Annotated in this window: 25 protein-coding genes and 1 pseudogene; 2 read left to right on the top strand and 24 right to left on the bottom strand. The window is 63.9% G+C overall.

All coding sequences use genetic code 11. From position 1 onward, the window contains the following. Window positions 1–343 precede the first annotated feature (343 nt). The 3 genes and pseudogenes from AB1I47_RS08340 to AB1I47_RS08330 all read right to left on the bottom strand — a co-directional run. Window positions 344–574, bottom strand: a pseudogene (locus tag AB1I47_RS08340) (FAD-dependent oxidoreductase); the annotation flags it as partial. A gap of 305 nt (window positions 575–879) precedes the next feature. Beyond that, entirely contained in the window at window positions 880–1,509 is a 630-nt protein-coding gene (locus tag AB1I47_RS08335) for an HAD hydrolase-like protein (RefSeq protein ID WP_354683304.1), read from the bottom strand. 174 nt (window positions 1,510–1,683) lie between these two features. Continuing rightward, window positions 1,684–2,298, bottom strand: a complete 615-nt coding sequence (locus tag AB1I47_RS08330) for a porin family protein (protein ID WP_354683303.1) — start codon at window positions 2,296–2,298, stop codon at window positions 1,684–1,686. Between the two features lie 105 nt (window positions 2,299–2,403). Here AB1I47_RS08330 and AB1I47_RS08325 point away from each other — a divergent pair, with 105 nt between their 5' ends. Beyond that, window positions 2,404–2,976 carry a DUF2975 domain-containing protein gene (locus AB1I47_RS08325; RefSeq protein ID WP_354683302.1) on the top strand — a complete coding sequence of 191 codons (573 nt, stop codon included), beginning with the start codon at window positions 2,404–2,406 and terminating at the stop codon, window positions 2,974–2,976. A gap of 6 nt (window positions 2,977–2,982) precedes the next feature. Continuing rightward, window positions 2,983–3,216, top strand: coding sequence for a helix-turn-helix domain-containing protein (locus AB1I47_RS08320; RefSeq protein WP_354683301.1), 234 nt, complete (start codon window positions 2,983–2,985; stop codon window positions 3,214–3,216). Window positions 3,217–3,285: 69 nt separating this feature from the next. Here the strand turns inward: AB1I47_RS08320 and AB1I47_RS33820 are convergent, their stop codons facing one another. The 21 genes from AB1I47_RS33820 to AB1I47_RS08215 form a co-directional block, all read right to left on the bottom strand. Further along, on the bottom strand, window positions 3,286–3,585 hold the full coding sequence (locus AB1I47_RS33820; protein ID WP_407935811.1) for a hypothetical protein: 300 nt from the start codon (window positions 3,583–3,585) through the stop codon (window positions 3,286–3,288). A gap of 401 nt (window positions 3,586–3,986) precedes the next feature. Then, window positions 3,987–4,622, bottom strand: coding sequence for a hypothetical protein (locus AB1I47_RS08310; RefSeq protein WP_354683300.1), 636 nt, complete (start codon window positions 4,620–4,622; stop codon window positions 3,987–3,989). 117 nt (window positions 4,623–4,739) lie between these two features. After that, the gene (locus AB1I47_RS08305) at window positions 4,740–5,633 is read right to left on the bottom strand and encodes an NAD(P)-dependent oxidoreductase (protein ID WP_354683299.1); all 894 of its coding nucleotides are present in this window, start codon (window positions 5,631–5,633) and stop codon (window positions 4,740–4,742) included. 64 nt (window positions 5,634–5,697) lie between these two features. Continuing rightward, window positions 5,698–7,182: a cytosine permease gene (locus AB1I47_RS08300; protein ID WP_354683298.1), complete on the bottom strand. Its 1,485-nt coding sequence runs from the start codon at window positions 7,180–7,182 to the stop codon at window positions 5,698–5,700. After that, a complete protein-coding gene (locus AB1I47_RS08295; RefSeq protein ID WP_354683297.1) occupies window positions 7,175–7,378 on the bottom strand; it encodes a hypothetical protein in 204 nt (67 codons plus the stop codon). The genes AB1I47_RS08300 and AB1I47_RS08295 overlap by 8 nt, the downstream gene beginning before the upstream one ends. Before the next feature lie 106 nt (window positions 7,379–7,484). After that, on the bottom strand, window positions 7,485–8,960 hold the full coding sequence (locus tag AB1I47_RS08290; RefSeq protein ID WP_354683296.1) for an NAD(P)(+) transhydrogenase (Re/Si-specific) subunit beta: 1,476 nt from the start codon (window positions 8,958–8,960) through the stop codon (window positions 7,485–7,487). Beyond that, window positions 8,960–9,301, bottom strand: a complete 342-nt coding sequence (locus AB1I47_RS08285) for an NAD(P) transhydrogenase subunit alpha part 2 (RefSeq protein WP_035817213.1) — start codon at window positions 9,299–9,301, stop codon at window positions 8,960–8,962. Before AB1I47_RS08285 ends, AB1I47_RS08290 begins: the two co-directional genes overlap by 1 nt. A gap of 279 nt (window positions 9,302–9,580) precedes the next feature. After that, window positions 9,581–10,702: a Re/Si-specific NAD(P)(+) transhydrogenase subunit alpha gene (locus AB1I47_RS08280; protein ID WP_354683295.1), complete on the bottom strand. Its 1,122-nt coding sequence runs from the start codon at window positions 10,700–10,702 to the stop codon at window positions 9,581–9,583. Window positions 10,703–10,737: 35 nt separating this feature from the next. After that, window positions 10,738–11,517, bottom strand: coding sequence for an SDR family NAD(P)-dependent oxidoreductase (locus AB1I47_RS08275; protein WP_354683294.1), 780 nt, complete (start codon window positions 11,515–11,517; stop codon window positions 10,738–10,740). A 42-nt stretch (window positions 11,518–11,559) separates the two neighbouring features. Continuing rightward, window positions 11,560–12,627, bottom strand: coding sequence for a phosphotransferase (locus AB1I47_RS08270; RefSeq protein ID WP_354683293.1), 1,068 nt, complete (start codon window positions 12,625–12,627; stop codon window positions 11,560–11,562). A gap of 13 nt (window positions 12,628–12,640) precedes the next feature. Beyond that, entirely contained in the window at window positions 12,641–13,312 is a 672-nt protein-coding gene (locus AB1I47_RS08265) for a hypothetical protein (protein ID WP_354683292.1), read from the bottom strand. Window positions 13,313–13,355: 43 nt separating this feature from the next. Further along, a complete protein-coding gene (locus AB1I47_RS08260) occupies window positions 13,356–14,009 on the bottom strand; it encodes a c-type cytochrome (RefSeq protein ID WP_354683291.1) in 654 nt (217 codons plus the stop codon). Between the two features lie 10 nt (window positions 14,010–14,019). Beyond that, window positions 14,020–15,489: a flavin monoamine oxidase family protein gene (locus AB1I47_RS08255; RefSeq protein WP_354683348.1), complete on the bottom strand. Its 1,470-nt coding sequence runs from the start codon at window positions 15,487–15,489 to the stop codon at window positions 14,020–14,022. Window positions 15,490–15,512: 23 nt separating this feature from the next. After that, window positions 15,513–15,881, bottom strand: coding sequence for a hypothetical protein (locus AB1I47_RS08250; RefSeq protein ID WP_354683290.1), 369 nt, complete (start codon window positions 15,879–15,881; stop codon window positions 15,513–15,515). 25 nt (window positions 15,882–15,906) lie between these two features. After that, a complete protein-coding gene (locus AB1I47_RS08245; RefSeq protein ID WP_354683289.1) occupies window positions 15,907–17,196 on the bottom strand; it encodes an acyl-CoA dehydrogenase family protein in 1,290 nt (429 codons plus the stop codon). Between the two features lie 161 nt (window positions 17,197–17,357). Then, window positions 17,358–18,068, bottom strand: coding sequence for a TetR/AcrR family transcriptional regulator (locus AB1I47_RS08240; protein WP_407935810.1), 711 nt, complete (start codon window positions 18,066–18,068; stop codon window positions 17,358–17,360). A 111-nt stretch (window positions 18,069–18,179) separates the two neighbouring features. Next, complete coding sequence (locus AB1I47_RS08235) at window positions 18,180–19,520, bottom strand: NAD(P)/FAD-dependent oxidoreductase (protein ID WP_354683287.1); 1,341 nt, start codon at window positions 19,518–19,520, stop codon at window positions 18,180–18,182. Between the two features lie 11 nt (window positions 19,521–19,531). Further along, complete coding sequence (locus AB1I47_RS08230; protein WP_354683286.1) at window positions 19,532–20,773, bottom strand: thiolase family protein; 1,242 nt, start codon at window positions 20,771–20,773, stop codon at window positions 19,532–19,534. 41 nt (window positions 20,774–20,814) lie between these two features. After that, a complete protein-coding gene (locus AB1I47_RS08225) occupies window positions 20,815–22,368 on the bottom strand; it encodes an AMP-binding protein (protein ID WP_354683285.1) in 1,554 nt (517 codons plus the stop codon). 72 nt (window positions 22,369–22,440) lie between these two features. Beyond that, a complete protein-coding gene (locus AB1I47_RS08220; RefSeq protein ID WP_354683284.1) occupies window positions 22,441–23,574 on the bottom strand; it encodes a saccharopine dehydrogenase family protein in 1,134 nt (377 codons plus the stop codon). A 119-nt stretch (window positions 23,575–23,693) separates the two neighbouring features. After that, window positions 23,694–24,557, bottom strand: coding sequence for a WD40/YVTN/BNR-like repeat-containing protein (locus AB1I47_RS08215; RefSeq protein ID WP_354683283.1), 864 nt, complete (start codon window positions 24,555–24,557; stop codon window positions 23,694–23,696). Between the last annotated feature and the right edge of the window lie 92 nt (window positions 24,558–24,649).

Raw genomic sequence — 24,649 nt, 5'->3', positions numbered from 1 at the left:
TGCCAGCCGGAAATTCCGTTTTAACATGCCGGAACCGGCACCCATATCAGCTTCCGGTTCTGCTAAAAATCGATCAGAGACGCGCCCGCATCGTTCCGGGCATGACTGAGCTGTCGCTGGTTACGCCGCGCCTTGCAACGGCGTGGCATCGCCATTGTCGATGTGAACCAGGTCCAACCCGCTTCGCCATGAAGCCGACCCGACCGTTGCGCTCTACGCCACCTGCAAGCGCCTCGAATCGGAGGGCGCCAACGCCATTGCGATACCGTGCAATACGGCGCATGCATATCTTCCATTGAGAGGTTGCTCCGAGAGTTTGGTACAGCGCGACGCAGGGCTGGCTAATATAAGCGCGGACGTCATTGAACACGGTCCAGGAATGGCGGGCCAGTTCGACATTCTCCTTGACCGAATAATGGTACGCAGGATGCCGGACGATTGCGAAGTCGTCCCCGCGCCGATATTGCCCCGGTCAAGCACGAGGACGTTCTTCGCGCCGAATCTGGCCAGATGAAACGCTACCGAACTGCCGATGACACCGGCGCCGATCAACCACTACGTCGTATGAATTCATGATGCACTGCCTGCTATGGCGCAAGCCACTCGAACAAGTAAATTGCTTCCTGCATCAAGTCTACCGTGGTTGAACCAATTACCTATGGTAGTGGGGGACAGGCGCCCCCCTTCCTGGAGCAACAGCGCCGGCCCGCACGCGCTGAGATTGCGACTCACGCTGATGATCTTGCGGAAGCGCATCAGCGACACAGCGTACAGCACCGCGTTGATCACCGACTGTGCCGGCGTGCCACAGCAGCATCGGGCGATGCCCCCGTTGCGCAGTGCTACCGTGCCATCACGGCGTACACGCGGCCTGGTGGTTCAGGTGCGGGACAAATCAAGCAGGTCCTGCGGGCGTGCAAGCAGTGGTGTTGCGCAGTGCAACTGAAACGCCGCCGCAGCCGTGTATCCCCAGGCTACGCCGCGAAACGCCATGCCGGCGGCGCTAGCGGCTTCCGCGTCGCGGATCTCGTCGCCGACATACGAAGCCTCGTCCGGACGCACACCAGCGGACGAGACTAACGCCCGAAGCTTGCGCGTCTTGCCGAACATCGAAATGCCGCAGCTAAAATGGCCAATCCGTTCGCAGACGGCGGGACCGAGGATCGTGCGCACGACGTCTTCGCCGTTCGACGTGGCAACGGCGAGGCTGATACCACGCCGCGCCAGCGTATTCAGCGTCTCGGCCACGTTCGGGAATAGCGAAACCTGCGCGATGCGCTCGTGCATCAGCCGCCTTACATCGATGGTAATGCCAGGCACCTTCCACAGCGGCACGCCAAGCAGCCGCATAATGTTTTGCGCGGAGCTGCTGCGCGCTTGCTCGAGCAGATCGCCCTCGAGCGGGCGAAACCCATGTTTGCGGGATGCGACGTCAACAGCTTGCAGAAAGCACTCCATCGAATCGGCCAACGTACCGTCGAAATCAAACGCGATGAGTTTGTAGTTCATGGATAACTGTAGCGACGCCGCGAGGCAATCGTAGAAGGCATTAATAGTGTCACCACTTCGTCCAAGTTCTGAGGCTACCTCTTGGTTAGAGGCCGCCGGTGAGTGGGAGGGATAGTATCGAAGCTGGCACAACAGCTCATTGTACGAATCGGATGATGCGGGGCGGACCGCCTGCTATCGGAACATGTAGTCGACACCGAGTGTGAACGTCTGGCTCTTTACAGCGGCATCGTTGCTGCCTTTCCAGCTCAGCCTGCCGAAGTTCGTGTACTGGCCGCGCAAGCGCCAGTTCGGTGAGAACGCATAGGCGGCGCCGACCCCCAGGGTGAGCAGCCCGGCCGACCGGTTTCTCGATTCCACGTCACCCGAGCGATCACCCTCCACCCAGCCCACGCTCGCGATGCCTAGCAGGGAGAATCGCTCGGTCACGGGCAGATGGCCGACCACGCTGGCCGTCCACGCGCCGATGCTGAACTTGTCCTTGCTACTGCCTGATTCCGCTTCCACCGCACCGAGGCTGGAAACCGTGCTCTCGACCGACACATAGCGCGAGAATTGGTATCCGCCGCGGAGCCCTGCCGCCAAGTTGTTGGACGATACGCCCGTCCATCCCGGACGGTCGGTGCTGAATTTTTGGCGGGTGTAGCCAAGATCTCCGCCGATGTACCAGAATTCGTCGGCCGGCGAAGCCTGCTGCTGTGCCCATGCCTCGGGGGCCGTCGCACCGAGCAGCGCGAGAGTGAGAGAGACTGCACCGAGGGATGTCCGTGCGTGTGCCAAAGTCCGCATGCATTTACCTTTTGTATAAAGAATTTAATGTAAAACGATAAAACATTGCTGTTGTACAATACAATGCGTGACTTTCGCAACTCTTTTTTCGAACGGAGTATCTGCATGTTCGTTTCGTCTGCCTCCTCAATCCCTGAAGGCGCTGCGCTGCACCGCATTCGCACGCTGTCGCGCACGATGCAGCGGTTGACGACATTCGGCGGCGCAGTGGCCCTGGTCTGCGCCGCATGGATATGGTTCGGGTCGTCTGCAGCGAAGCTGGAGCGCGTGGTGCGCGGGATCACGCACGCATCAACGGCATATCCCGTGCAGGTGTTGCCGATGCACCGAGCAGCCGGCTTTCTTGCCACCGGTATTGGGCTGACCCTGTTAATCTTCGTGCTGCACCAGGCGCGGCGGATGTTCGTGGCTTTCGGACGCGGTGAAGTGCTGACAATCGACACGGCCATTCGACTGCGTCGCATGGCGCTGGCATTGACGGCAATGGGGCCGGCGATCCCGCTGATCCGGCTGTTAACGGGCCTAGCGCTGGTGGGCGTGCCCGGCAAGCCCTATTGGATAATCACAATCACGCTGAGTGACTACTTCGTCAGCCTGCTCGGTGGTCTGCTGCTCGCAATCGCGTGGGCGATGCTGGAAGCCGTTCGGATAGCCGAAGAAAACAAAGGATTTGTCTGAGGAACAATGACGGTATTGGTCAGACTTGACGTGCTTCTAGCGGAGCGCAAGATGAAGTCCCGCGAGCTGGCACAGCGCATCGGAATCTCCGAGCCCAACCTTTCGCTGCTGAAATCGGGGAAGGTGAAGGGCATCCGCTTCGATACGCTCGAACGCATCTGCAAGGTGCTGGATTGCCAGCCGGGAGACCTGCTTGAATACCGCAATGACGCGGCAACGGAAGCCGGCGATGCCACGTAGACACAATCGCGTGGCTGGCGCACCTGGGTGTCTCTCTCAGACCTGATCCGAAAGGGCGACCATAGCGCATCACCGCACAGTTTCCGGCGGATACGACATCAAGCAGAAGAGGATGCCACATTGGACGGCTACGGCGGCATTGAGCCGCCTCACCGTCGCGCTATCCTTCCGCGCCATGAAGGGCGGAGTATGCCGCGCATCTCGATCAAGAAGGACCAATTCCTCGCGATCACCGTAGCGAACCCAGAAATCGGCGAGTCGGCGGCTACCATCGATCTGCGCATAGGCCGGCCATTCGCAAAACGTAACGACTGCCGGATCAGCTTCCAGTAGCAGCCACTGTTCGACGGCGGGGCGCTGATAGAACATGACCCGTCGCGCCAGCTTCGGGCTGCATGCTGAGAACCGATGCGCACCTCGCGGACGGGCGTGGGTGCGAGGGTGGTGACAGAATTCATGCGCTTGTGCCGAAACGATAAAGGCTGAAAAATCCGTACTATAAAAACGAAGATTTTCATATTGCCATTCTAAATCAATGGCCTAGTGCACCGCCGCATGATGCTCGATACCACAGGTCTTGAAAATGCCGAAGCCTGCGTTGCGACAATAAAACCTGAGAAATGAATGGCCTAGTCGGTACGTTCCAGCATCACCAAGCTTTACCGGGGGGGCTGCCCTACGAGGTTCCCTCGAGCATCGACCAAACTCGGAAGTAGTCTTCACCGCGTTGCTTACCCAGCGCTTTCTCCCAAACTGAAGTCGTGCTTCCTTTAAGTTGCTCGCGGGACGACTTCGACTGGCGTATTCGAAGCATCCATGGTCTTGAAGAAGCCGCCCGCTGCGATGGTGCCGGAACGCATCTCATAGCGCAGTTCATTGCTGACCGTGTACACGTGAGCCTTGAACACTGGCTGATCAATGCCACCTCCCCTCTCGATCACTAGTTCGCTGGAGACGGACACGCCGCCGCCAAGCGTGGCACGTAGGGAGACCAGCAGGTTGTCCTGATCCGCCTCCGCCTGGACGATGCGGCCCGGCGCCAGCTCGAAGAGGTTGCGCGCGGCAGCGTTGTCGTGGATGAACTGCTGCGCGTCAGGATCCTCTACGCCGAGCCGCTTGAGCAGCGAGACGATGGTGTCGCCGCGCTGCACGGACGCCTGCCGGATAAAGGTGGCATGGGCGTCCGTCAGTCTTTCAAGTTGATCGCGCAGTTCGGGCAGGCGCAGGCTTGCCCGCAGGCGAGGCGCCTCGGGATCTTCGTAGGCGCTGGGCGGAGTCATGGCCATGGCGGCCGCCATGCACAGCATGAGGATGGCCGCCACGCTCGCCATCAACCGCGTGCGACCCTCCCAACGTCGCGAATGGAGAGTTTGCCAGTTCCCGCTGCCTTCCTCGATCTTTCTCATTGCGCCCCCTTCTGCCCGGAGTCCTGCTCTCCAGATTCAGATGCCTGCCGTCACAGGGGCCAGCACCGGAAGGCACCTTCTCCAGCAAAAAGGCCACCTCGCGCGCGGTGAACGGCCCTATGACCTGTTATCTCGCACCACCCCATACACCGCGGAAAGGCCCTTTGCGCCAAGGCCGATCCTTTGCGCGATTTTTACGTAGTCAACGATGGCGCCAACGGCTCGTGAACCGACGCCAGCGCCTTCAAGGTCAGCCAGCGCGGCCGCAAAGCCGTCGACATACACGTCAACCGTCGCCTGGTTGCCATCGTCGGAGTCGGACGAAATGCGCTCGCCCAGGTAAGCAATGCACTCATTCATAAATGGCAGTGCTGACGTGCGGACATACTCGGACATTGTCTCCACGGATACGCCGGCTTTTTCTGCCCAGGCGACTGCCTCGAAGAATCCACCGACTGCAGCAAAGCCCATGAGTGCGAGCGACAACGCCACCTTGACACCCAATGCAAGGTCCGCGCCGACGTAATGCTGAGCGCCGCCGATATGTCGCAGGAGATGTTTATGCTCTTCAAACACCGCAGCGTCGCCTGAATAAAAGACTGCCGTATCTGGGCTACCGACCGATCGAGGGTATGCCAGGACGGCTCCGGCAAGATACGGTATTCCGGCATGCCCGGTGCGGGCCGCAAGGGCCTTGAACTCGGCTTCGGTACCCGTCGTCAGGTCAATGAGAGTACGGTTGGCGGACGCTGCCAGGATCGCATCGGTCAACAAATGGCGAATCGAATCATGATCGACGACCGCGAGGATAGATATCGGGCTAGCGAGCAATGCCGTCTTCACGTCCGCTGCCAAACGCGCACCTTCATACACGAGGCTTTCTGCCTTGCCTGACGTACGATTCCAAACGGTTACCCGCTTTCCTGCCTTGAGGAAGGCTCGCGCATACGCGCTCCCCATCGCGCCAAGCCCCAAAATGGTAACGTCGGTCTGCATCTCGGCATCGGTCATCTGTGTTCCTCCGTTTCGGTCCATGTGCACCTGTGCTACTGCTCTCTTATGGCTGCTTCACTGACTAGAGACCTACCTGTACGACCTCGGCAGCCTTTGAACCGTGCTGACATGCGCGATAGCCGCCCCGCCCCGAGGGAATCACGATGAGCTTCGCCAACACGTAGTAGAGGGCGCCACTTGCTGCCACGACGGGAAGCACCGCTCCGAAGTAGCGGAATATTCCGCTGGTCCGCAGCGTGATGGGATCGTATAGATAAAGATACCCGGCAGCACTGACGACGATGACTGTCAGTGCCACCCAGTTGACGCCTCCCCAAAACCAGTAGTGGCCGGACCTGTCCGCAACGAAAAGGTGCTCAAGTGCAATGGACTGACGGCGCAGCACCCAGAAGTCGACCACAGTTACACCGCTCAAGCCGACGAAAATCAGGCCCCCAAATGTTGCAATGGTCATCACATGCGCCAAGACCCATGCAGTGTTCAGGACAGCAAGGGACAACGGCAGAAGCATCAGCAACAGCAGCCAGGTCCAGGGTATCCGAGCCAGCCAAGCAATCTGTTGAACCGCAACGGCGGCAAGGTAGATCGCCATGCTGATGGCGGTAATACTCAGCAGCAAGACCATGCATACAACGATGTTTCCGGTGACCGGGCCGGCCAACCGGGTGAACCAGACCGCGGGATCGGCGGAGCCGAACTGCACCGAAGCCAAAGCCGCTACCGTGACGGTAAGGCAACTGCCTACCAACACCCCACCGATCATCGCCGGCCCGACCGTGTGCCGCTGATACTTGATCAGACGATAAATGCCTCCCATATAGGGATACCAGGACAGTGAGAACGTGGCACCAAACTCGAGCGCGTAGATGAAGGATTGACGTGGGTCGCTTGTCAAAGCCTGCTCAGCCGGGACGTTCGTCAGCAATAGGTGCCGCAACCCAAACTTCCACAGCAACAATGACAGGCTGGCTGTCATGAACAGCATGAGAATCGGCCCCGCAATGGAATTGACTCGCTGTACCGACTCCAATCCTCGACGGAGCAGCACAAACATCAGCAGCAAGATGGCGCAACCAGTCAGGACGACGCTTTGCTCACTCATAAAGACAGCGAAGTATCCCGCGTGAACTGGCATCAGGCCGACTCCCCGGCATATCATCGCCAATGCCACTGCAGACCACCCCAGGGACATCACAAGGAATCCAGCCAAGGCCAGCACCGACCCGCGCACCCCAAGAACTGCCTTGCTGATTTCAATAACATCGACACCGTATCGGAATGACGGTAATGCCGAGCCCAGTATCACCGGCGCCATGCCGAGCAATGCCCCGCACGCATAGCCGCTGATGGCGATGAGCGTATTGCCGGCACTCGGAACCATGCCACCAAACAGGACGGTCCAGAGCGCAGCGGCCAGTGAAACCTGCATAAAGGTCAGGCTGCCGTAAGTCGTGAAACTCCTTTCACTTTCAAGAGACGGAAGCCGGCCCGTTACCGGAGCGGTATGCTCCTTGGCTGAAGTGGAGATCATGCTGGTTTTATTCATACAAGAACCGGATCAGCAGGACTGCCGCAAAGACTGCAGCACCCATAAACCAGCCTGCAATCCTGCGGAACGCCGGCCAAAGCGACTGCATCGGGTCCGTATCACGCTCACTGATCAGTTCGTTTAGGCGCGCAGCCAACTCCTGATCGAGCACCCCGCCATCTGAGCGCGGCTCACAGCGCCTTCTGCGGTTCATGATGTACGCTCCGTCACCTCATCCATGGCAACACGCCGCCACTCGAACGCCCTTTGCCAACATCGTTATGTTGGCGAAAGTAGTCGCTTTTATGACTGCTTTGCCCTTACTCCACGGCCTTCAACATGTCCTCGACCACCTTCTTGGCGTCGCCGAACACCATCATGGTCTTGTCCATGTAGAACAGCTCGTTGTCCAGCCCGGCGTAGCCGGCGGCCATCGAACGCTTGTTGACGATGATGGTCTTGGCCTTGTACGCCTCCAGGATCGGCATGCCGGCGATCGGCGACTTGGGATCGGTCTTGGCCGCCGGGTTGACCACGTCGTTGGCGCCCAGCACCAGCACCACGTCGGCCTGGCCGAACTCGCTGTTGATGTCTTCCATCTCGAAGACCTGGTCGTACGGCACCTCGGCCTCGGCCAGCAGCACGTTCATATGGCCCGGCATGCGGCCCGCCACCGGGTGGATCGCGTACTTCACGGTCACGCCCTTCTCGGACAGCTTCTCGGTCAGTTCCTTCAGCGCGTGCTGGGCGCGCGCCACCGCCAGGCCGTAGCCCGGCACGATGATCACGGTCTCGGCATTGCCCATCAGGAAGGCGGCGTCGTCCGCCGAGCCCGACTTGACGTTGCGCTGCGCCTGCGCGCCGCCCGCCGTGGCCGCCGCGGCGTCGCCGCCGAAGCCGCCCAGGATCACGTTGAAGAACGAGCGGTTCATCGCCTTGCACATGATGTACGACAGGATCGCACCGGACGAACCCACCAGCGAGCCGGCGATGATCAGCATCGGGTTGTTCAGCGAGAAGCCGATGCCGGCCGCCGCCCAGCCCGAGTACGAGTTCAGCATCGACACCACCACCGGCATGTCGGCGCCGCCGATCGGGATGATGATCAGCACGCCCAGCACGAAGGCGATCGCCAGCATCACCAGGAACGGCAGCCATTCCTGCGTCATGAAGAAGGCGATGCCGAAGCCGACCATGGCCACCGCCAGCGCCAGGTTCAGCATGTGCTGGCCGGCGAACACCACCGGCGCGCCCTGGAACAGGCGGAACTTGTAGCGCCCGGCCAGCTTGCCAAAGGCGATCACCGAGCCCGAGAACGTGATCGCGCCGACAAAGCAGCCGATAAAGAGCTCGATGCGGTTGCCCAGCGGGATCAGGTGCGAACCGGCCGGGCTGATGCCGAACGCGGCCGGCTCGGCCACCGCCGCCACCGCGATGAACACCGCCGCCAGGCCGATCAGCGAGTGCATCGCCGCGACCAGTTCCGGCATCTTGGTCATCTGCACCTTGCGCGCGACGTAGGCGCCGATGCCGCCGCCGATCACCAGCGCGGCGAAGATCAGCGCGATGCCGGTGCCCACCGACGACTGGGCCGTGCCCGCGGCAAGGAATTCGTTCTTCAGCTTGACGATCAGCACCAGCGTGGTGACCACCGCAATCGCCATGCCGATCATGCCGAAGGCGTTGCCCTTGCGCGCCGAGGCCGGGTGCGACAGCCCCTTGAGCGCCTGGATAAAGCAGACCGAGGCCACCAGGTAGAGCAGGGTGACGAGGTTCATGCTGACGAGGCCGGTCATCACGCGCCCTCCTTGGCCAGGGCCGGCTTGGCTTCAGGCGCCTTGGCCTTGGGCTCCTTCTTCTTGAACATCTCCAGCATGCGCTGCGTGACCAGGAAGCCGCCGAACACATTGACCGCGGCCAGCGCCACCGCCAGCGTGCCCATCACGCGCCCGACGCCGCCTTCGGTCAGGCCCGCGGCGAGCATGGCGCCGACGATGATGATGGCCGAAATCGCGTTGGTCACCGCCATCAGCGGTGTATGCAGGGCCGGCGTGACCGTCCAGACCACGTGGTAGCCCACGTAGATCGCCAGCACGAAGATGATCAGGTTGATCACCGTGTGGTTCACCATCTCCATCGACTTCTCCTCCGTTGCTTTGAAACCGGGATGCTGCGTTTTACTGTGTTCTTTTTTGGTGTACTGCGGTGCGCAAGGCCAGCGGCTCTGAATGACCGATTGCGTGCTCCCTCTCCCGCTTGCGGGAGAGGGTTGGGGTGAGGGCGGGTGTGTCGACGAAGTGCCGGCCTTCGATATTGCCACCGCCTGCCCTCACCCCCGGCCCCTCTTCCGCGAGCGGGAGAGGGGAGCAACACCCTCAACAGTCGAGACAGAGAAGCGCTCGCCCGTTGCCGGACACTACGCCGCCTCGCGCACCACCTGGCCGTCCCTGCACATCAGGCAGGCGGCGACGATGTCGTCTTCGAGGTTGAGCGTGAACTGGCCGTCCTTGTCGATCACCAGCTTGAGGAAGTCCAGCACGTTGCGGGCATAGAGCGCCGAGGCGTCGGCCGCGACCATGCTGGCCAGGTTGGTATGGCCGATCAGGATCACGCCGTTGTGGTTGACCACCTGGTCGGCCACCGTCAGCGGGCAGTTGCCGCCTTGCGCGGCGGCCAGGTCGACCACCACCGAGCCGGGCTTCATCTGCGCCACGGTCGCTTCCTGCAGCAGCACCGGCGCCTTGCGGCCCGGGATCAGCGCGGTGGTGATGACGATGTCGGCCTGCAGCGCGCGCTGGTGCACCAGCTCGGCCTGGCGCTTCATCCAGTCCGGCGGCATCGGGCGCGCATAGCCGCCCACGCCCTGCGCGATCTCGCGCTCTTCGTCGGTCAGGAACGGCACGTCGAGGAACTTGGCGCCGAGCGATTCGATCTGCTCCTTGACCGCGGGGCGCACGTCCGAGGCTTCGATCACCGCGCCCAGGCGCTTGGCGGTGGCGATGGCCTGCAGGCCGGCCACGCCTGCACCGAGGATCAGCACGCGCGCGGCCTTGACGGTGCCGGCGGCGGTCATCAGCATCGGCATGAAGCGCTGGTAGTGGTGCGCGGCCACCAGTACGGCCTTGTAGCCGGCGATATTGGCCTGTGACGACAGCACATCCATGCTCTGCGCGCGCGTGGTGCGCGGCGCGGCTTCGAGCGCGAAGGCGGTGATGTTGGCGGCCGACATGCGCGCGTTGTTGTCGGCATCGAAGGGATTGAGCATGCCCACCAGCACCGCGCCGGGCTTCATCTGCGCCAGCTCGGCGGCATCGGGCGCGCGCACCTTCAGCACCAGTTGCGCGCCGAGCGCGTCGGCGGCGCTGCCGATGGTGGCGCCGACCGCCTCGTACGCACCGTCGGGCTGGCTGGCGTTCAGGCCGGCACCGGCCTGCACCACCACCTTGTGCCCCTGGGCGACGTATTTCTTGACGGTCTCCGGGGTGGCGGCGACGCGAGTCTCGCCGGCCCGCGTCTCCTGCGGGATGCCGATTTGCATATCAATAAATCCAGTAGTTCATGACCAAAACTCGGTCAGGCCAGCGTCAGGCCGCCGTCGACAACCAGGGTCTGCCCCACCATGTAGGACGCCAGCGGCGACGCCAGGAATAGTGCCGCGCCGGCGACCTCGTGCGGCAGGCCCATTCGCCCAAGGGGCAAGCGGGAGAGGGTTGCGTCGAGCCGCGCCGGCGAACTGGTTGTGACTTTCGTGAGCTTGGTATCCACCAGCCCCGGGGCGATGCCGTTGACGCGGATGCCATCCGGCGCCCAGGCTTCTCCCAACGTGCGGGTCAGCCCCACCACGCCAGACTTGGATGCGGCATAGGCAGGGTTACCGCGCACGGAACGGAAGCCCGCGATCGAGCTCAGCGTGATCAAGGCGCCGCCGCTGTCGCGGAGCATCGGCCGGAACTTGACCGCGCAGGCCATCAAGCTCGACAGGTTGACACGCAGCACCTCGTCGAAGGTCGCCATTTCGAATTCGGCGCGCTTGTAGAGGATGATGCCTTGCGCAAGCACCAGCGCATCCAGGCGATCAAAGGTCGGTTGCACGGCGTCGACGGCCACCCGGTCGGAAACGTTCACCTGCGCATAGTGCAGGCCGGCAAGGTCGGAGCCTTCGTCGATGCTGTAGTCGGACGCCCTCGCGCGGGTGCCCCAGGCATGTACCTCGGCACCGAGCTGCCGGAATGCCTGCGCGATGCCGTTGCCGATGCCGCTTGACCCCCCCACCACCAGCACGGTCTTGCCGTTGAAATCGAGGGCCTCAGGAAAGCAGGGGGGACCCGGCGGGGTCGAAATTGCATTGCTCATGAACGGGTTGATCCAGGTGTGTTTGGAAAAAACGGAACCGCTTCAGCGCTGCAGGTACTTCCAAGCCATCGCGGCCATCGGGCGGGCGAGCTTGCCTGCCTCGAGCGCCCGCGCCGATGAGGCCGTGCCGTCCGCGGCCCGCTTCAGGATTCCCTGCAGGATCCCTGCGATCCGGAACATGCTGAAGGCGAGGTAGAAATTCCAGTCGCCGGCGATCCTGCGCCCCGTGCGTTGCTCGTAGGCGCGGCGATACGCCGCTTCGTCCGGGATGCCAAGGCTGGCGGGGTTGGCGCCTGCCATGCCGCGCAGCGGACCAGGGGCCACGTGCCAGCTCAGGCAGTGGTAGCTGAAGTCCGCCATCGGATGGCCAAGCGTCGACAGTTCCCAGTCGAGCACCGCGAGTACACGGGGCTCGGTGGGATGGAAGATGAGGTTGTCGAGCCGGTAGTCGCCATGCACGATGCAGACCTGCTCCTGCGTTTCGTGCGGTATGCGCTCCGGCAGGCATTCAATGAGCGCATCCATCGCTGGAATGGATTCGGTCTCGGAAAGCCGGTATTGCTTGCTCCACCGTTCGATCTGGCGCGAGAAATAGCTACCCGGCTTGCCAAATTCGCCGAGGCCAACGGCCTGGTAGTCAACGCTGTGCAGCGCCGCGATGACGCGGTTCATCTCGCCGTAGATGGCGGCCCGCTCGGCGTGGCCGATGCCCGGCAGCGCCGGATCCCACAGCACGCGCCCTTCGACGTACTCCATGATGTAGAAGGCCCGGCCGATCACCGTCTCGTCCTCACACATGGCGTACATCCTCGCCACTGGCACGTCGGTACCCGCAAGCGCCGCCATCACCCGGAATTCCCGCTCGATGGCGTGCGCCGACGGCAGCAGCTTGGCTTGTGAACCCGGCTTGGCACGCATGACGTAGGCATGGCGTGGCGTGACCAGCTTGAACGTGGGATTGGACTGTCCCCCGTTGAACTGCTCGACGGTTAGCGGGCCGGTAAAGTCTTCGACATGCCCGGCCATCCAGGCCTCAAGCGCGGTGGGGTCAAAGCCGTTGGCATTCGTCACGGGACGCGTGCCGGAGAACGCTGAAAAATCGTTGCTCATACGTCCGTCCGGCTCATCGAAGCGCCGGCATGGGCGCCAGCGATACCTGGTTTTTCTTCGCGCGCTCCAGTGCACAGTAGGCGTAGTACATCTCCACGCACATGAGCGACCACGTCAGGCAAGCAAGCGTGAAAAAAATGAGGTGCTGCTCGTCGTCGCCCGGGATCTTGTAGAAGTCATAAACACAGGCGATGGCCTGCGTGGTCACGAGGACCACCGACACGCCGAATGCGTGCCGGCCCTCCCCGGCACTGAGCAACTTCCAAGCGAACCAAGCCAGGTAGACCGAAAAGACCGACCACGCCACCACGTAGAAGTACGGCCTGGGCTGTGCCACGGCATCGACCGCCACCAGTACGACCGTCGCCGCGATCGCACCCGCGAAGAACACGATATCCATCAGGATGGAAGGCTTGTAGCGATGCGTAACCGCCATCAGTCCTGCCACGGCAATCACCGGGATGCCAAAGCCCCTGGAAAACGCGTCGCAAAAGTACGAGATCTGATAGGAGAACTGTACGCCGCCCAAGGCGAATAGCAGGAAATTCGAGGCTGAGAAGGTCACGATCAGCCATTCAAAACCGAGCAGATAGTTGCCTTTCCTGAGGAACTTCAGGCCGTGGATCAATGAAGTCACCACGAGAACGAACATGGCGAGACAAAGTAAATAAAGGTTTCGGTCCATCACGACTCCCAAGGCTCGAACAGCAGGGTTGGATTCATCATTCTTATCGCGGGGCAAGGCTGGCGAGATAGGCCGCCATCGCCTTGCGGTCCTCTGGCGATGCGGCCGCGGCAATGGCTTTCATCACGCCGGTCGGCTCGCTGCGCCCACCGGCGGCATACGCGTCGAACTGCGCCAACAGATAGTCATAGCCCTGCCCGGCAAGGCGCGGAAACGCATCGTGTCCCATCAGCCGGCTTCCGTGGCACGCCACGCAACCGCCGGACGTCACCAGTTGCTGCCCCTTCTCCAGCAACCCGGCATCCGGCTCGAACGACCGGTTGTCCTGGGCCGGCTGCCTGGCGAAGTGCTCTGCCAGATGATTGATCTCTGTCTCGCTCATGGTCATGGCCAGCGGGCTCATGGTCGGATTCGCCCGCTCGCCGCTGGCAAACTTGCGCAACTGGGCCGCCACGTACGGCGCCGGCTGGCCGGCCAGACTGGGATAGCCCTGGTGCAGCGAGTTGCCGTTGATGCCGTGGCAGCCGATGCAGGCGTCGGTCACGCGCGGCCATGCGCCGCCGTTGGCATCATGGCTGGCGGCCGATGCGGAGACATAGCGGTCGAGGCGATAGAGGCCGAGGAGTTCGGGGCCGAACCAGGCGAGCAGCCCCGCGAGCGCGAGCGCCGGGGCGCCCAGCAGATAACGTTTCTTCATCGGTTGCCTCCTAAGCGCGACGCAGGCCGTTGAGCACCTGCAGCGCGGCCTGGTGGCCCGAGCGCACGGCGCCGTCCATGTAGCCGGCCCAGATCTCGGCCGTCTCGGTCCCGGACCAGATCAGATTGCCGCAGGGCTGACGCAGTGCGTCGCCATGGGTGCTCCAGAAGCCCGGCGGAATCGCGGAGACACAGGTGATAGTCCAGGGGTCGGCGCGGCCCCAGTCGTGGTCGTGGTACGACACCGGGGACAACGCCTCGCGGCCGAAGGCCTGCGCGTAGATCTCCGCCATGAACCGCTGTGCTGCCTGGTGATCCGACGGGACCAGCGCGTTCGAGATAAAGGCGTTGATGACGCCGATCTCGCCACCGGGGGGCGAGTTGTCGAAGGCCCACAGGATAGGCCCGTCGACCTGGAAGATATGTCCGTTCAGGCCCTTGTCGCGCCAGAACGGGCGGCGATAGACCATGGCCGTCTTGCGCGCGGGGGAATGGGCTGGCCAAGCGCGTTGCAGCGCGGCACGCCTGGCCGGCAGCGGCGGATCGAACCGCACGCGATCGCACAGGGCCGGATGGATGGCCATGATGACGTGGCGCGCGCGCACTTCGCCCTGGTCGGTGTGCAGCGTGACCACCTCGCGGTCCCAGTCCGAGATCCGGCGCACCGGGCACGACAGCCGCAGCTTCTTGCCAAGCGCCTGCGCCATCCTGTTGCTGAGCACCTGCGAGCCGCCGATGAAACGCGTTTCCTGTGCGCTGTGCTTGATGCTGTCGAGCTGCATGTAGTCGCACGCGGCCGAATTGATCATCGACAGGAAATGCAGCAGCCCCATCTTGGCCGGCATCACGCCGCCGGACAGCGCGACGCTCGCATTCCACCCCGTCCGTTCCTCGGGCTTGATGTTCTGCCGCGCCAGCCAGTCGCCGACTGACAGCTTGTCCAGCTCGGCCGCCTTCTGAGACTTCCACGGCGCACCGGACGGCACGTCGCGCGACAGCTGGCTGAGCCGCGCGCCGATCGCCTCGTCGCTGCCGAACGTGCCCTTCAGGTCGATCGCCAGCCGGCCGTCGCCACCGAGGATGACCGTCTTGCCCTCGTAGTAGCTCGGGAACGTGCCGACATCGAGTTCGCGTGCCAGATCCGCCACGGCGGTCTGGCCGGGGCCGATCCACTGACCGCCGACTTCCGAGACCTGTCCCGAACCGACGTCGTAGTTGAGCGTGCGTCCGCCCACGCGGTTGCGCGCTTCCAGCACGACGAAGGACTCGCAGCCTGCCTGGCGCAGGTCGCGTGCCGCGGTCAGGCCCGCCAGGCCCGCGCCGATGATGGCGATGTCCAGCACGCCTTCGTCCGGCTTGCCGGCCCTGGCCAGCCCAGGCCCCAGGCCCATGGTGCCCACGGCGGTCGATGCGCCGGCGATCTTCAGCAGTTGCCTTCGCTGCCTGTTGATGGATTTATCGGGGGACAGGATCTTTCCCATGATGCTCTGTTGTTTCGTGTTGCTCATTGCAGATCGACCGCGAACCGGCGCACGCCGCGCCCACCTCGCATGCTCCTGTGCCGCACGGCCCAGACCAGACCGCGTAGCGTTTGCTGATTGCCCTGCTGCACGGCGGCCGTGCATTGATCCAGGATTTCCGGCTCCGGAAACAGCATCAGCTCGGCCGCGCTGCCGAGGACCAACGCGATATCGAACGACGAGCCCGTCGCGAGCGCGTGCCGCAGTAGCACGGCAAGTCGCCGTTCAATCGCAGGGCCATCCGCCGCGTCCACGCGCAAGCGCGCCACCGCTGCGCGGATGAAATGCAGCAGTTCGCCCGAAGTCGGCTCTCGCCTCCATGGGGTGGCAGCCGCGCAGGTAGTGGAACTCATGACTGCTCCCGGATACTGGCGACGCTCACTCGCGCGCCCACCCTTCCTGGTAGAGCCGCCCGGCCAGCACGCCAAGGCGCGACGTGAGGACGTAGTTCTCACCGTCTTCGATCAGCGCCGAGCGGACATCGCGGAACAGCTTCTCGATCGGGAACTCGCGTGTGGTGCCATTGCCGCCAAACAGCTGGAACGCCTCGTGCACGATCTTCATCGCCTCCTCGGTCACGCTGACCTTGGCCTGCGCCGTGGCATACGGATGGCTCTGCGGCGACATGCGCGAAAAGGCGAGGCTGCGGCGGGCAATGGCGCGGGCCATTTCCAGCCTGCGCAGCATCTCGCCCACGCGCAGCTGCGTCATCTGGTGCTCCATCAGCAGCGCCCCGCCCTGCTTGCGCTCGTGGCAATAACCCAGTGCAAGCTCGAAGGCCGCGCGCGCCGCGCCGACGAAGACTTGGCACATGTGGGTGCCGGCATACGACCAGGTCGAGGCTAGGTTGCCGAGATAGTCGTCCTGCTGCGCGATGGCGAAGCGCCGCGGCACCCTGACGTTGTCGAAATAGATCTCGCCCTGCGGCAGCGTGCGCTGGCCGATCTTGTCCAGCGGCTTGCCGCGCGAGACGCCCGGCAGGTCAAGCGGCAGGATCAGGCCGATGCCGTTGGTGAACGCGCCATGCTCGCCCGAGCCATGGAAGCCATCGCCATAGTCCGCCGCCATATAGGCCAGCGCGACCTGCGCGACGGACCCGTTCGACACCCACGCCGAGCTTTGCCCGTTGATGACGATCTCGTCGGCGCCGACCTTCGCGGTGACGTTGCCGACCGGCTGCCTGCCGCCGGCGCTCAGCTCCGCGCGGTACAGGATCGCGGCATCGGAGCCTCTGTCAGGCTGCGTGTTCATCCAGCAGCCGATCTTCCCCGCGCACATCTCGATGAGTTCCTGGTCGCCGACCGCCTGCGCCATCATCGACGGCATCGTCGCGGCCCCGACCGAAACCGCCAGGCCGGAATCGCCCCAGCCGAGCTCTTCCCCGATGATCGACTCGATGCGAACCGCCACCTCAGGCGGAAACTGCGCGATCAGCTGCGGATCCAGCCCGAGCTTCGCGCTCTCCATCATGGCCGCCCAGTATGGAGATCCCGGTGCGATCACCTCCTCAGGCGTCATGCGGTCGAGCTCACGGCTGACCGGGCGCAGCACGTCACGCGCAAACCGATGCACGGTCTGCTGGATCGCGTTCTCCTCTTCGCTCAGCGGCGTCTCGAAGCCTGTGATGCCGACCTGCGGCAACGATACGGACTTGTGCAAACGGATCATTTGAATCTCGCCTCCTCGTGTGGAACTGTGACCGGCCATCGCGCCCGGCTACCGTCCTTTAGTAGAACACTGTACAAAACATAGGTCATATTGACAAACATAGGGGCGAAAAAAAAGACAGGGTATTCCCTGCCTTCTCAACCCATCGCAAGCACCGACAGCTAGTCGGTCTCTTTGGCCAGTTCAGCCTGTCCCAGCACCAGCTGCCTCACGGCAGCCAGGAATGCCGCGTCGACGCCGGCCGGGATTTCGCGTCTGCGCCGCCCCGTGCCGAGCTGCAGTGCGAGCCCGTCCGCCATGGCGATCAGCAGCGAAGCCGTCTGCAGGCTCTCGGCACGCTTGCGTTCCGGATTCACTGCGCGCACCAGTTCGGCGATGCCGCGCGTCAGCGTGTCATACCACTCGTCGTACATCCGGGCACATTCGGGATCGGTCGACGTCAGCGAGACGAAGTGCCACCACAGCGCCGAATCCTTGGAATTCCGGGCATCGCTGAGCACCTTCTGCAGCAGCGTGTTGAGCGACTCGCGCGGCGAAACGCTGTTGTCCAGGGCAAGCTTGAGGTCATCGAGGTAGGCATCGATGATCGGCGCCATGACCGCCCGCAAGACGGCCTGCCGCGTGGGGAAGTAGTACTGGAGGTTGCTGATGCTGATGCCCGCGCCGAGCGCGACGGCGCGCAGCGAGAATTCCAGGCTGCCGCCTTCGAGCAACAGCTTGCGTGCGACACGGACAATGGCATTGCGCGTGCGCACGCCTTGCGCCCGCAGGCTGTCGGGGTCCGCTCCGACAGTTGCCGCGCTCGTTGCGCGCCGCTTTCTGGTCCGTGGCTCGGCCCGTGATTCCGCCCGTGATTCCTTTGGCACTGTCATCGTTATTCGCTTTGAGTCAGGACTGGTTTGCCCCGTGGAAGGATCGCGCCAACGCCGCCCAGGGCGGACAACATTATAGCGGACGCCCCTCAAAGCGCCTGACCCCGCATTTCAGCGGCGTGCTGCCGAGCGCGCCTTGCGGTTCACTCTGTCGTCCATCGCATTCGCAACGCCAAGCGCGGAGTTAACCACACACCACTGCAGCGGTTCGGGCAGCGTCGACGGTGTCTGGTGCCGCAACGTCGATAGCAGCGCGGGCTCGGTGCCGCCAATCCGTTCGGCAAGCAGCCGTCCCATCAGCGACTGGGTGCCGACGCCATGCCCGGAACAGCCCGCCGCATAGAGAATGTTCCGCTGTGCGCCGGCCTCACCGACCACCGGCAGAGCATCATAGGCAAAGCTAATATAGCCGCTCCAGCATGCGCGGATCGCAACTCCATCAAGGGTCGGGAAGCGCTCATGCAATCCCTGCGCCAGTTGCCGGTAGGCTGACGTGTCGGGCACACTCGGGGTCTGGCGGCCATAGACATAGTGCAGCCGCTTCGTGGTCAGCACCAGCGTGTCGCGCGCCGTCAGGCGGTGGCTTTCCATCGTCCAGTGCGAGGTCACGATGCCTTCGCGCCGCGCCCACCCCAGCGATGCCAGCTGCCTGGCGGACAGTGGTTCGGTCTCGATCGCCGAGACCCGCAGCGGCATCACCTTGTCGCGCAGCAGGCCGAGCTGCGGCGTATAGGCGTTGGTGGCCAGCACCAGGAACGGCGCGCTGGCGCTGCCGCGCGCGGTCAGCGCCCTGACGACGGGGCCATCGACCCAGGATTGCAGCGTGGTGTTCTCATAGATCCTGACGCCGGCCCGCAGCGCCGCGCGCCTCAGCCCCATCACATACTTGCCGGGATCCAGCGTTCCGCCGCCCGGTGAATAGGCGCCAAACAGGAACGCCGGCGGGATGCCGCGCGCCCGCATTGCCGCCTGGTCCAGGAATTCCGCGGGCGATCCCAGCTCGATGCCAACCTGCATACGCCTGCGCAGCTTTTTCTCCTGCGACGGATGGACGGCCGCGCGGATGATGCCCGAGGCGTTGTAGTCGCAGTCGATCCCGTAATCGCGGAGCTTGCCCTCCACGTAGCCGACGCCCGCATCGTAGAACCCGACGATACCGCGCGCCTGCTCGCGCCCGACGCGCTTCAGGAACAGGTCGTACTCAAGCCCCTGCCCACCGGCGAGGTAGCCGGCGTTGCGTCCGCTGGCGCCGAAGCCGGCGAACTCGCGTTCGAGAACGACCACCTTCGCCCCGCGCGCAGCCAGCTCCAAGGCAGTGGACAGCCCGGCAAAGCCAGCGCCGACGATCACCACGTCTGCGCTGACGTCGCCTTCAAGCTCAGGTTGCGGTGCCTCCGGCATTTCCACCCACCCGCCAAGCGGGCGATACGTATTCCCAGTACTGCCGGCCATCTCTGTCCCCTTCACGGTTTGCTCAGGATATGAACCGCCAGCGCAGCTTCTTCGACTCCCTGCAAGCCGCCGCCGTTCTCCTGGATCGCATGGCGCGCGCCGGCTACTTGCCGCACGCCCGCTTCGCCGCGCAGTTGCGTCACCAGCTCATAGAGCTGCCCGATACCCGTTGCGCCCAGCGGATGCCCCTTGGATTCGAGACCTCCGGAGGTGTTGATCGGGATGCGCCCGCCCAGCGTGAAGTCGCCGCGCTCGGCCGCCGGCCCGCCTTCGCCGAACGGCACCAGCCCGAGGTTCTCGGCCTGGATGATTTCGCCCATCGCGGAGGCGTCGTGGACCTCGGCGACATCCATGTCTTGCGGGCCGAGGCCGGCCTGCTCGTATGCCTGCAGCGCGGCGAGGCGGCCGATGCCCCGGTGCGGCTCGTCGACGCTGCGGTGCGTGAAGCTGCGAATCACGCTAGCTGCAATCCGAATACAGCGGCTGCGATCGGCGCCGATGCGCTTGAGGCCTTCTTCGGTGCAGAGGATGGCGGCGGCGGCTCCGTCCGAGATGGGCGCGCACATCGGCAGCGTGATCGGGTAGCTGATCGGCGGTGCGGCGAGCACCTCGTCGACGGTGAACGCCTGCCGGAACTGCGAGTGCGGATTGTGCACCGAGTGCTGGTGGTTCTTGGCGGACACCGCGGCGATCTGCCGCTGTGTCGTGCCGTACGTCTTCATGTGGTGCCGGCACATCGCGGCATAGATCTTCATGAAGCGGCTGTACGGGCGGTCAGACTCCGATCCGGGCGGCGGCACGATGCCGTCACCCAGCCGCGCCAGCGTGGCAAAATTCTCTTCCACGCGGGACACGTCCCACCCGGCCTCGAACAGCGCGAACGACTTTGCCTTGTCCGCGACGTTCATCTTCTCCGCGCCAAGCGCCAGCGCGACGTCGCAGGCGCCCGCCCTGAGCTGCTGCACCGCGAGGTGGACGGCGGTGCTGCCGGAGGCGCAGGCATTCTCCACGTTGAATACCGGAATGCCACCGATGCCGATCTTGCTGAACACGACCTGGCCCGGGATCGAAGCCTGTCCCTGCAGCGCGCCATTGGTGATGCCGGCATAGAATGCCGAGCCGATGGCGCTGGTGCCGCAACCGGCGTCTTGCAGCGCCCCGCGCAGCGCTTCTCCCGCGAGATCGTCGATGCTGCGCTCGAAGTGCCGACCGAACACGGTCATGGCGATACCAGCGATGTAGATGTTGCTCATGTTATGTCTTTACCGGGCTTCCCGGTCCAGGTTGGTCAGGGTCAGATCTTGCGTTGCAGGCCCTGCCAGTACTGCTCGCGCAGGTCTTTCTTCAATACCTTGCCCACCGGGCTGCGCGGCAGCGCGGCGACGAAGTCAATGCTCTTGGGCGCCTTGACCGACCCGAGTTTCTGCTTGCAAAGCGCGAGCAACTCGTCGGCGCTGACGTCGTGGCCCGCATTGAGCTCCACGACTGCCTTCACCGCTTCGCCCCAGGTGTCGTCCGGCACGCCGATCACCGCGCAGTCCTGCACCGCCGGATGCCCCCAGATCACCTGCTCCACTTCGCTCGGGTAGACGTTGAACCCGCCGCTGATGATCATGTCCTTCTTGCGGTCGGTGATGTGCAGGTAACCATCATCGTCGAGGTGCCCGATGTCGCCGGTATGCAGCCAGCCATCGACGATGGTCTCGGCGGTCTTCTCGGGAGCCTTGTAGTAGCCTTTCATGACAAGGTCGCCTCGCACGCAGATCTCGCCGCTCTCTCCGGACGGCAACACTTCGCCGCGTGCGTTCAGGATCTCCACACGGATCAGTGGATTGGGACGGCCGACAGAGGACAGACGCGCGTCGGAAGCCAGCTGTCCGCCGACAAAGTGCTCGGCCGGGGTCAGGTAGGAAATCGATGCCGGCGCCTCGGTCTGGCCGTAGCCGCCGGCCATCACTGGTCCAAACACCTCGATCGCGCGCTTGAGCTTCTCGACAGCCATCGGCGCGGCACCATAGAGAAAGCACTTGAGCGACGAAAAATCCTGCTTCTCGATTCCGGGGATGTCGAGCAGGCGATAGATGACCGTCGGCGGCAGGAAGAACTCCGTGACCCGGTGCGTTGCAATCGCGCCGAGCACGGATGCCGGATCCGGCTTGGTGACGACCACGACGGTGCCGCCTCGCGCCGTGCAAGGTAGCGAGAGCATGCCGGCTGTGTGGGTCATCGGTGCCGCCGCGAGGTTCACCGGCCGCTCCGTCCCGTAGGGGAACGCCATCATGAACTGCGCGAAGTAGACCTGATAGGCGCGGTGCGTGTTCATCACGCCCTTGGGCTTGCCTGTCGTACCGCCGGTAGCCGACAACGTCACCACGTCGTCCATCTGGTATTCGATCCGCGGTGCATTGGCGGACTGGCCCGCGCTCCAGGTCGCGAGCGACGGCGCCCACGGCAGGTCCGCATCGACGCATACCCAGAGCCTGATCTTGGGCAGGCTGGCGCGCAGCCCTTCGATCACCGGCGCGAAGACCTCCTGGAAGAAGAGCACCTCGCAGTCGAATGCATCGAGTATGTACTGGTTCTCGGCGGGAACGTTGCGCCCGTTGACCGGGATGTACACCATCCCGGCGCGCCACGTTCCCAGTGCACAACTCCAGGCGCTGACGTCATTGTCCGCCCACACGGCGGCCTTCGTCTCCTTGCCGAACCCTGCTTCGATCAGCCCGTTGGCGATGCGGCAGGACAATTCGCCGATCTCCTGGAACGAAAACCGGCGCTCGTCCTGGATGTAGGCGATGCCGTGAGGGTTGATGCGCCACCCCCGGTCAAAAAAATCGATCACTGCCATTTCATTTATTCCTCAGAAACTGCGGTGTAGCCAACTCGCCGCGCTTGCCCCGGAGCAAGCGCGGCATGGCAGTTACAGGTGCGACACCGTCGCGCGCGCCAGGCCCCGCTGCTCCAGGAAGCCGAGCAGGTAGCGGTGCCCGAACGCCTTCGAGCCAGAGGCAAAGCCGACCCTGGCGGTGTCGCCGTCGAGCAGCTTGATGACGCCGGCCGCGTGGATCGCACCGGTGGCGATGTACGGCGTGGTCCCGTGCACGGTCGCCCGCACCGAGGCGAGCTGGCCGCGGCCGATGGCAAAGTCAACCGTGCGCTGCACCGTGGTGCGCTCGCGCGGCGGCATCGCCGGCGTAGTTGAATCGACGATCTGCTTCAGCACCGCGTCCTGTTGCTCGCGCGGCAAGTCCTTGTACTCGGCATCCCATTTCTGGCCGAGCGCGTGAACCATCTGCATCGCGTTGTTGTCGTAGAAGCCCACGCTGGAGATGCAGCTGCGCACGCGCGGATCCTGCTCGAAGTAGACGGGCAACGACGTGCCGCCCCAGGGCAAGCAGAACACCGGTTGCATGAAAGCGGGATCGACGACATTGAACGACGCATGCGGTGCGTGCGGCGTCAGCTTCTTTTCCCACAAATAGCAAGATTCGTGGCGATAGCCTTCGAAGATCGTCGCGGTCGAGCCCACGCTGATGCCGGCACTGGCTCCGCGCGGACCGCGGGTCAACGTGGCCGTCTCCAGTGCATCGACTCCGTGCGTCTCGAGCGCGAGTTCGGCTGCGATCTCGGCGAACGTGTACATGTACGCATTAGAGGACGACACCAGCAGCCCGGCCTGCCGGAACAGTTCCCCGAACTGGTCGCGCACCTTGCGGATGTAGGGCTGCTCGCCGGTGGTGTCGAGGTAGTGGCAGCCAGCCTTCAGCGCGGCTTCGACACCGACCAGCCCGACCGTGGAGAACGGCCCTACGGTATTGCATACCACCTTCGCGCCGCTGAAGGCCTTCACGAGCGTGTCCACATCATGATCCGCCTCGATCAGTTCATACTCGGCGGACTCGAGCCGAACGACGCGCTGCGCCATCATTTCCCTGGCACGGCCAGCGTTACGTGCGACTGCTGTGAACGGGATGTTCTGGTCGATCAGCCAGTCCATGATCAGCATGCCGGTATAGCCGCTTGCGCCGTAGACGACGACGGGGTGCTTTGCCATGGTTGTCTCCTTGAGAGTTGTTTGGCGTTGCTTGAAGAATTCAGGGTGATGAAGCCATGCCGCTCAGGCTCCTGAGCGACGCATGGAGTTTCCGTTTTCGTAGGGAGGCGCGCCAGCGGCTAGCGCCCGCCGGGACCCGCCCCTGGCAGCGGCCCCGCCATCGACAGCAGCAGCGGCCGCGCGCCGTCCGCGAGCACCGCGGTGAGCGATTCCTGGTCCGGACGTTGCGTGGCCGCGAAGGTCCTGCCCTTGTCTCGGCTGTCGAGCACGATTCCTCCCATGCCGACCACGACGACATTGCCGTCGGCAAGTTCGGCAATGCCGGTCAGCGATTGCGTGGTCTGCGAGGCAACCGCCTGCCACGTCCTGCCATCGTCGCTGCTGCGGTAGAGGTGGCCGCGCATGCCGCAAACCAGCAGCGTGCCGTCGGACAGCGCCAGCCCGTACCAGAGCGAACCCTTGTCCGCCCCGGACGCCGCCTGCCACGACTTGCCCCGGTCGGTGGAGCGCAGGATGGTGCCGGCCTCGCCCGTGATGAACAGCGTGCCTCGGCCGGAGGCGAACAGGTGCAGCAGGTGGCGGTCAGCGTTCTCGCCGGCCTCGATCCGCCGCTCGGTCCAGCTCCGGCCTGCGTCGCGGGTCTCGATCGCCCAGCCATACAGGCCCACGCCGAAGCCGTGTTCCGGCGTGTCGAAATGGAGGGCAAGGATGGGCTGCTCCACGCCGGGTTCGCTGCGCAGCAGCGCCCAGGTCTCGCCGCCGTCCTGCGTGCCGAGCACCACGCCATCGTGGCCCGCGGCATAGCCGCGCCGCGCATCGACGAACTGGACCGAAGTCAACAGCGTGCGCACCGGCACCGACTTCGCCTGGCGGAAACGGATGCCGTCATCGGACAGCAGGATGACGCCATGGTCGCCTACCGCGACGGTGCGGCCGCCGGCGCGTGCGGAGGCGAGCAGCGGTGCCGTATGGACGTTTGCCACGCGCCGGGCCGGCTCCATGGTGGGCCAGCGCGGCGCGGCGGCGGGCTGGGTCGCAGGCTGGTTCGCAGGCTGGGTTGAAGGCTTGATTGATG

The organism is Cupriavidus necator, from assembly GCF_040578825.1.
Taxonomy (GTDB): domain Bacteria; phylum Pseudomonadota; class Gammaproteobacteria; order Burkholderiales; family Burkholderiaceae; genus Cupriavidus; species Cupriavidus necator_E.
Note: the sequence above shows the minus strand (reverse complement) of the source record. Positions and strands in the feature narration are given on the sequence as shown.

Excerpts from the sequence above, each read along its gene's own strand:
- AB1I47_RS08280 (WP_354683295.1), bottom strand. The coding sequence starts at position 10,702 with ATGCAAATCGGCATCCCGCAGGAGACGCGGGCCGGCGAGACTCGCGTC.
- AB1I47_RS08285 (WP_035817213.1), bottom strand. The coding sequence starts at position 9,301 with ATGGAGATGGTGAACCACACGGTGATCAACCTGATCATCTTCGTGCTG.
- AB1I47_RS08295 (WP_354683297.1), bottom strand. The coding sequence starts at position 7,378 with ATGAACCGCAGAAGGCGCTGTGAGCCGCGCTCAGATGGCGGGGTGCTC.
- AB1I47_RS08290 (WP_354683296.1), bottom strand. The coding sequence starts at position 8,960 with ATGACCGGCCTCGTCAGCATGAACCTCGTCACCCTGCTCTACCTGGTG.
- AB1I47_RS08245 (WP_354683289.1), bottom strand. The coding sequence starts at position 17,196 with ATGATCCGTTTGCACAAGTCCGTATCGTTGCCGCAGGTCGGCATCACA.
- AB1I47_RS08300 (WP_354683298.1), bottom strand. The coding sequence starts at position 7,182 with ATGAATAAAACCAGCATGATCTCCACTTCAGCCAAGGAGCATACCGCT.
- AB1I47_RS08325 (WP_354683302.1), top strand. The coding sequence starts at position 2,404 with ATGTTCGTTTCGTCTGCCTCCTCAATCCCTGAAGGCGCTGCGCTGCAC.
- AB1I47_RS08230 (WP_354683286.1), bottom strand. The coding sequence starts at position 20,773 with ATGAGCAACATCTACATCGCTGGTATCGCCATGACCGTGTTCGGTCGG.
- AB1I47_RS08235 (WP_354683287.1), bottom strand. The coding sequence starts at position 19,520 with ATGGCCGGCAGTACTGGGAATACGTATCGCCCGCTTGGCGGGTGGGTG.
- AB1I47_RS08250 (WP_354683290.1), bottom strand. The coding sequence starts at position 15,881 with ATGAGTTCCACTACCTGCGCGGCTGCCACCCCATGGAGGCGAGAGCCG.
- AB1I47_RS08335 (WP_354683304.1), bottom strand. The coding sequence starts at position 1,509 with ATGAACTACAAACTCATCGCGTTTGATTTCGACGGTACGTTGGCCGAT.
- AB1I47_RS08260 (WP_354683291.1), bottom strand. The coding sequence starts at position 14,009 with ATGAAGAAACGTTATCTGCTGGGCGCCCCGGCGCTCGCGCTCGCGGGG.
- AB1I47_RS08265 (WP_354683292.1), bottom strand. The coding sequence starts at position 13,312 with ATGGACCGAAACCTTTATTTACTTTGTCTCGCCATGTTCGTTCTCGTG.
- AB1I47_RS08220 (WP_354683284.1), bottom strand. The coding sequence starts at position 23,574 with ATGGCAAAGCACCCCGTCGTCGTCTACGGCGCAAGCGGCTATACCGGC.
- AB1I47_RS08330 (WP_354683303.1), bottom strand. The coding sequence starts at position 2,298 with ATGCGGACTTTGGCACACGCACGGACATCCCTCGGTGCAGTCTCTCTC.
- AB1I47_RS08270 (WP_354683293.1), bottom strand. The coding sequence starts at position 12,627 with ATGAGCAACGATTTTTCAGCGTTCTCCGGCACGCGTCCCGTGACGAAT.
- AB1I47_RS08320 (WP_354683301.1), top strand. The coding sequence starts at position 2,983 with ATGACGGTATTGGTCAGACTTGACGTGCTTCTAGCGGAGCGCAAGATG.
- AB1I47_RS08255 (WP_354683348.1), bottom strand. The coding sequence starts at position 15,489 with ATGGGAAAGATCCTGTCCCCCGATAAATCCATCAACAGGCAGCGAAGG.
- AB1I47_RS08310 (WP_354683300.1), bottom strand. The coding sequence starts at position 4,622 with ATGAGAAAGATCGAGGAAGGCAGCGGGAACTGGCAAACTCTCCATTCG.
- AB1I47_RS08225 (WP_354683285.1), bottom strand. The coding sequence starts at position 22,368 with ATGGCAGTGATCGATTTTTTTGACCGGGGGTGGCGCATCAACCCTCAC.
- AB1I47_RS08240 (WP_407935810.1), bottom strand. The coding sequence starts at position 18,068 with ATGACAGTGCCAAAGGAATCACGGGCGGAATCACGGGCCGAGCCACGG.
- AB1I47_RS08275 (WP_354683294.1), bottom strand. The coding sequence starts at position 11,517 with ATGAGCAATGCAATTTCGACCCCGCCGGGTCCCCCCTGCTTTCCTGAG.
- AB1I47_RS33820 (WP_407935811.1), bottom strand. The coding sequence starts at position 3,585 with ATGTTCTATCAGCGCCCCGCCGTCGAACAGTGGCTGCTACTGGAAGCT.
- AB1I47_RS08305 (WP_354683299.1), bottom strand. The coding sequence starts at position 5,633 with ATGACCGATGCCGAGATGCAGACCGACGTTACCATTTTGGGGCTTGGC.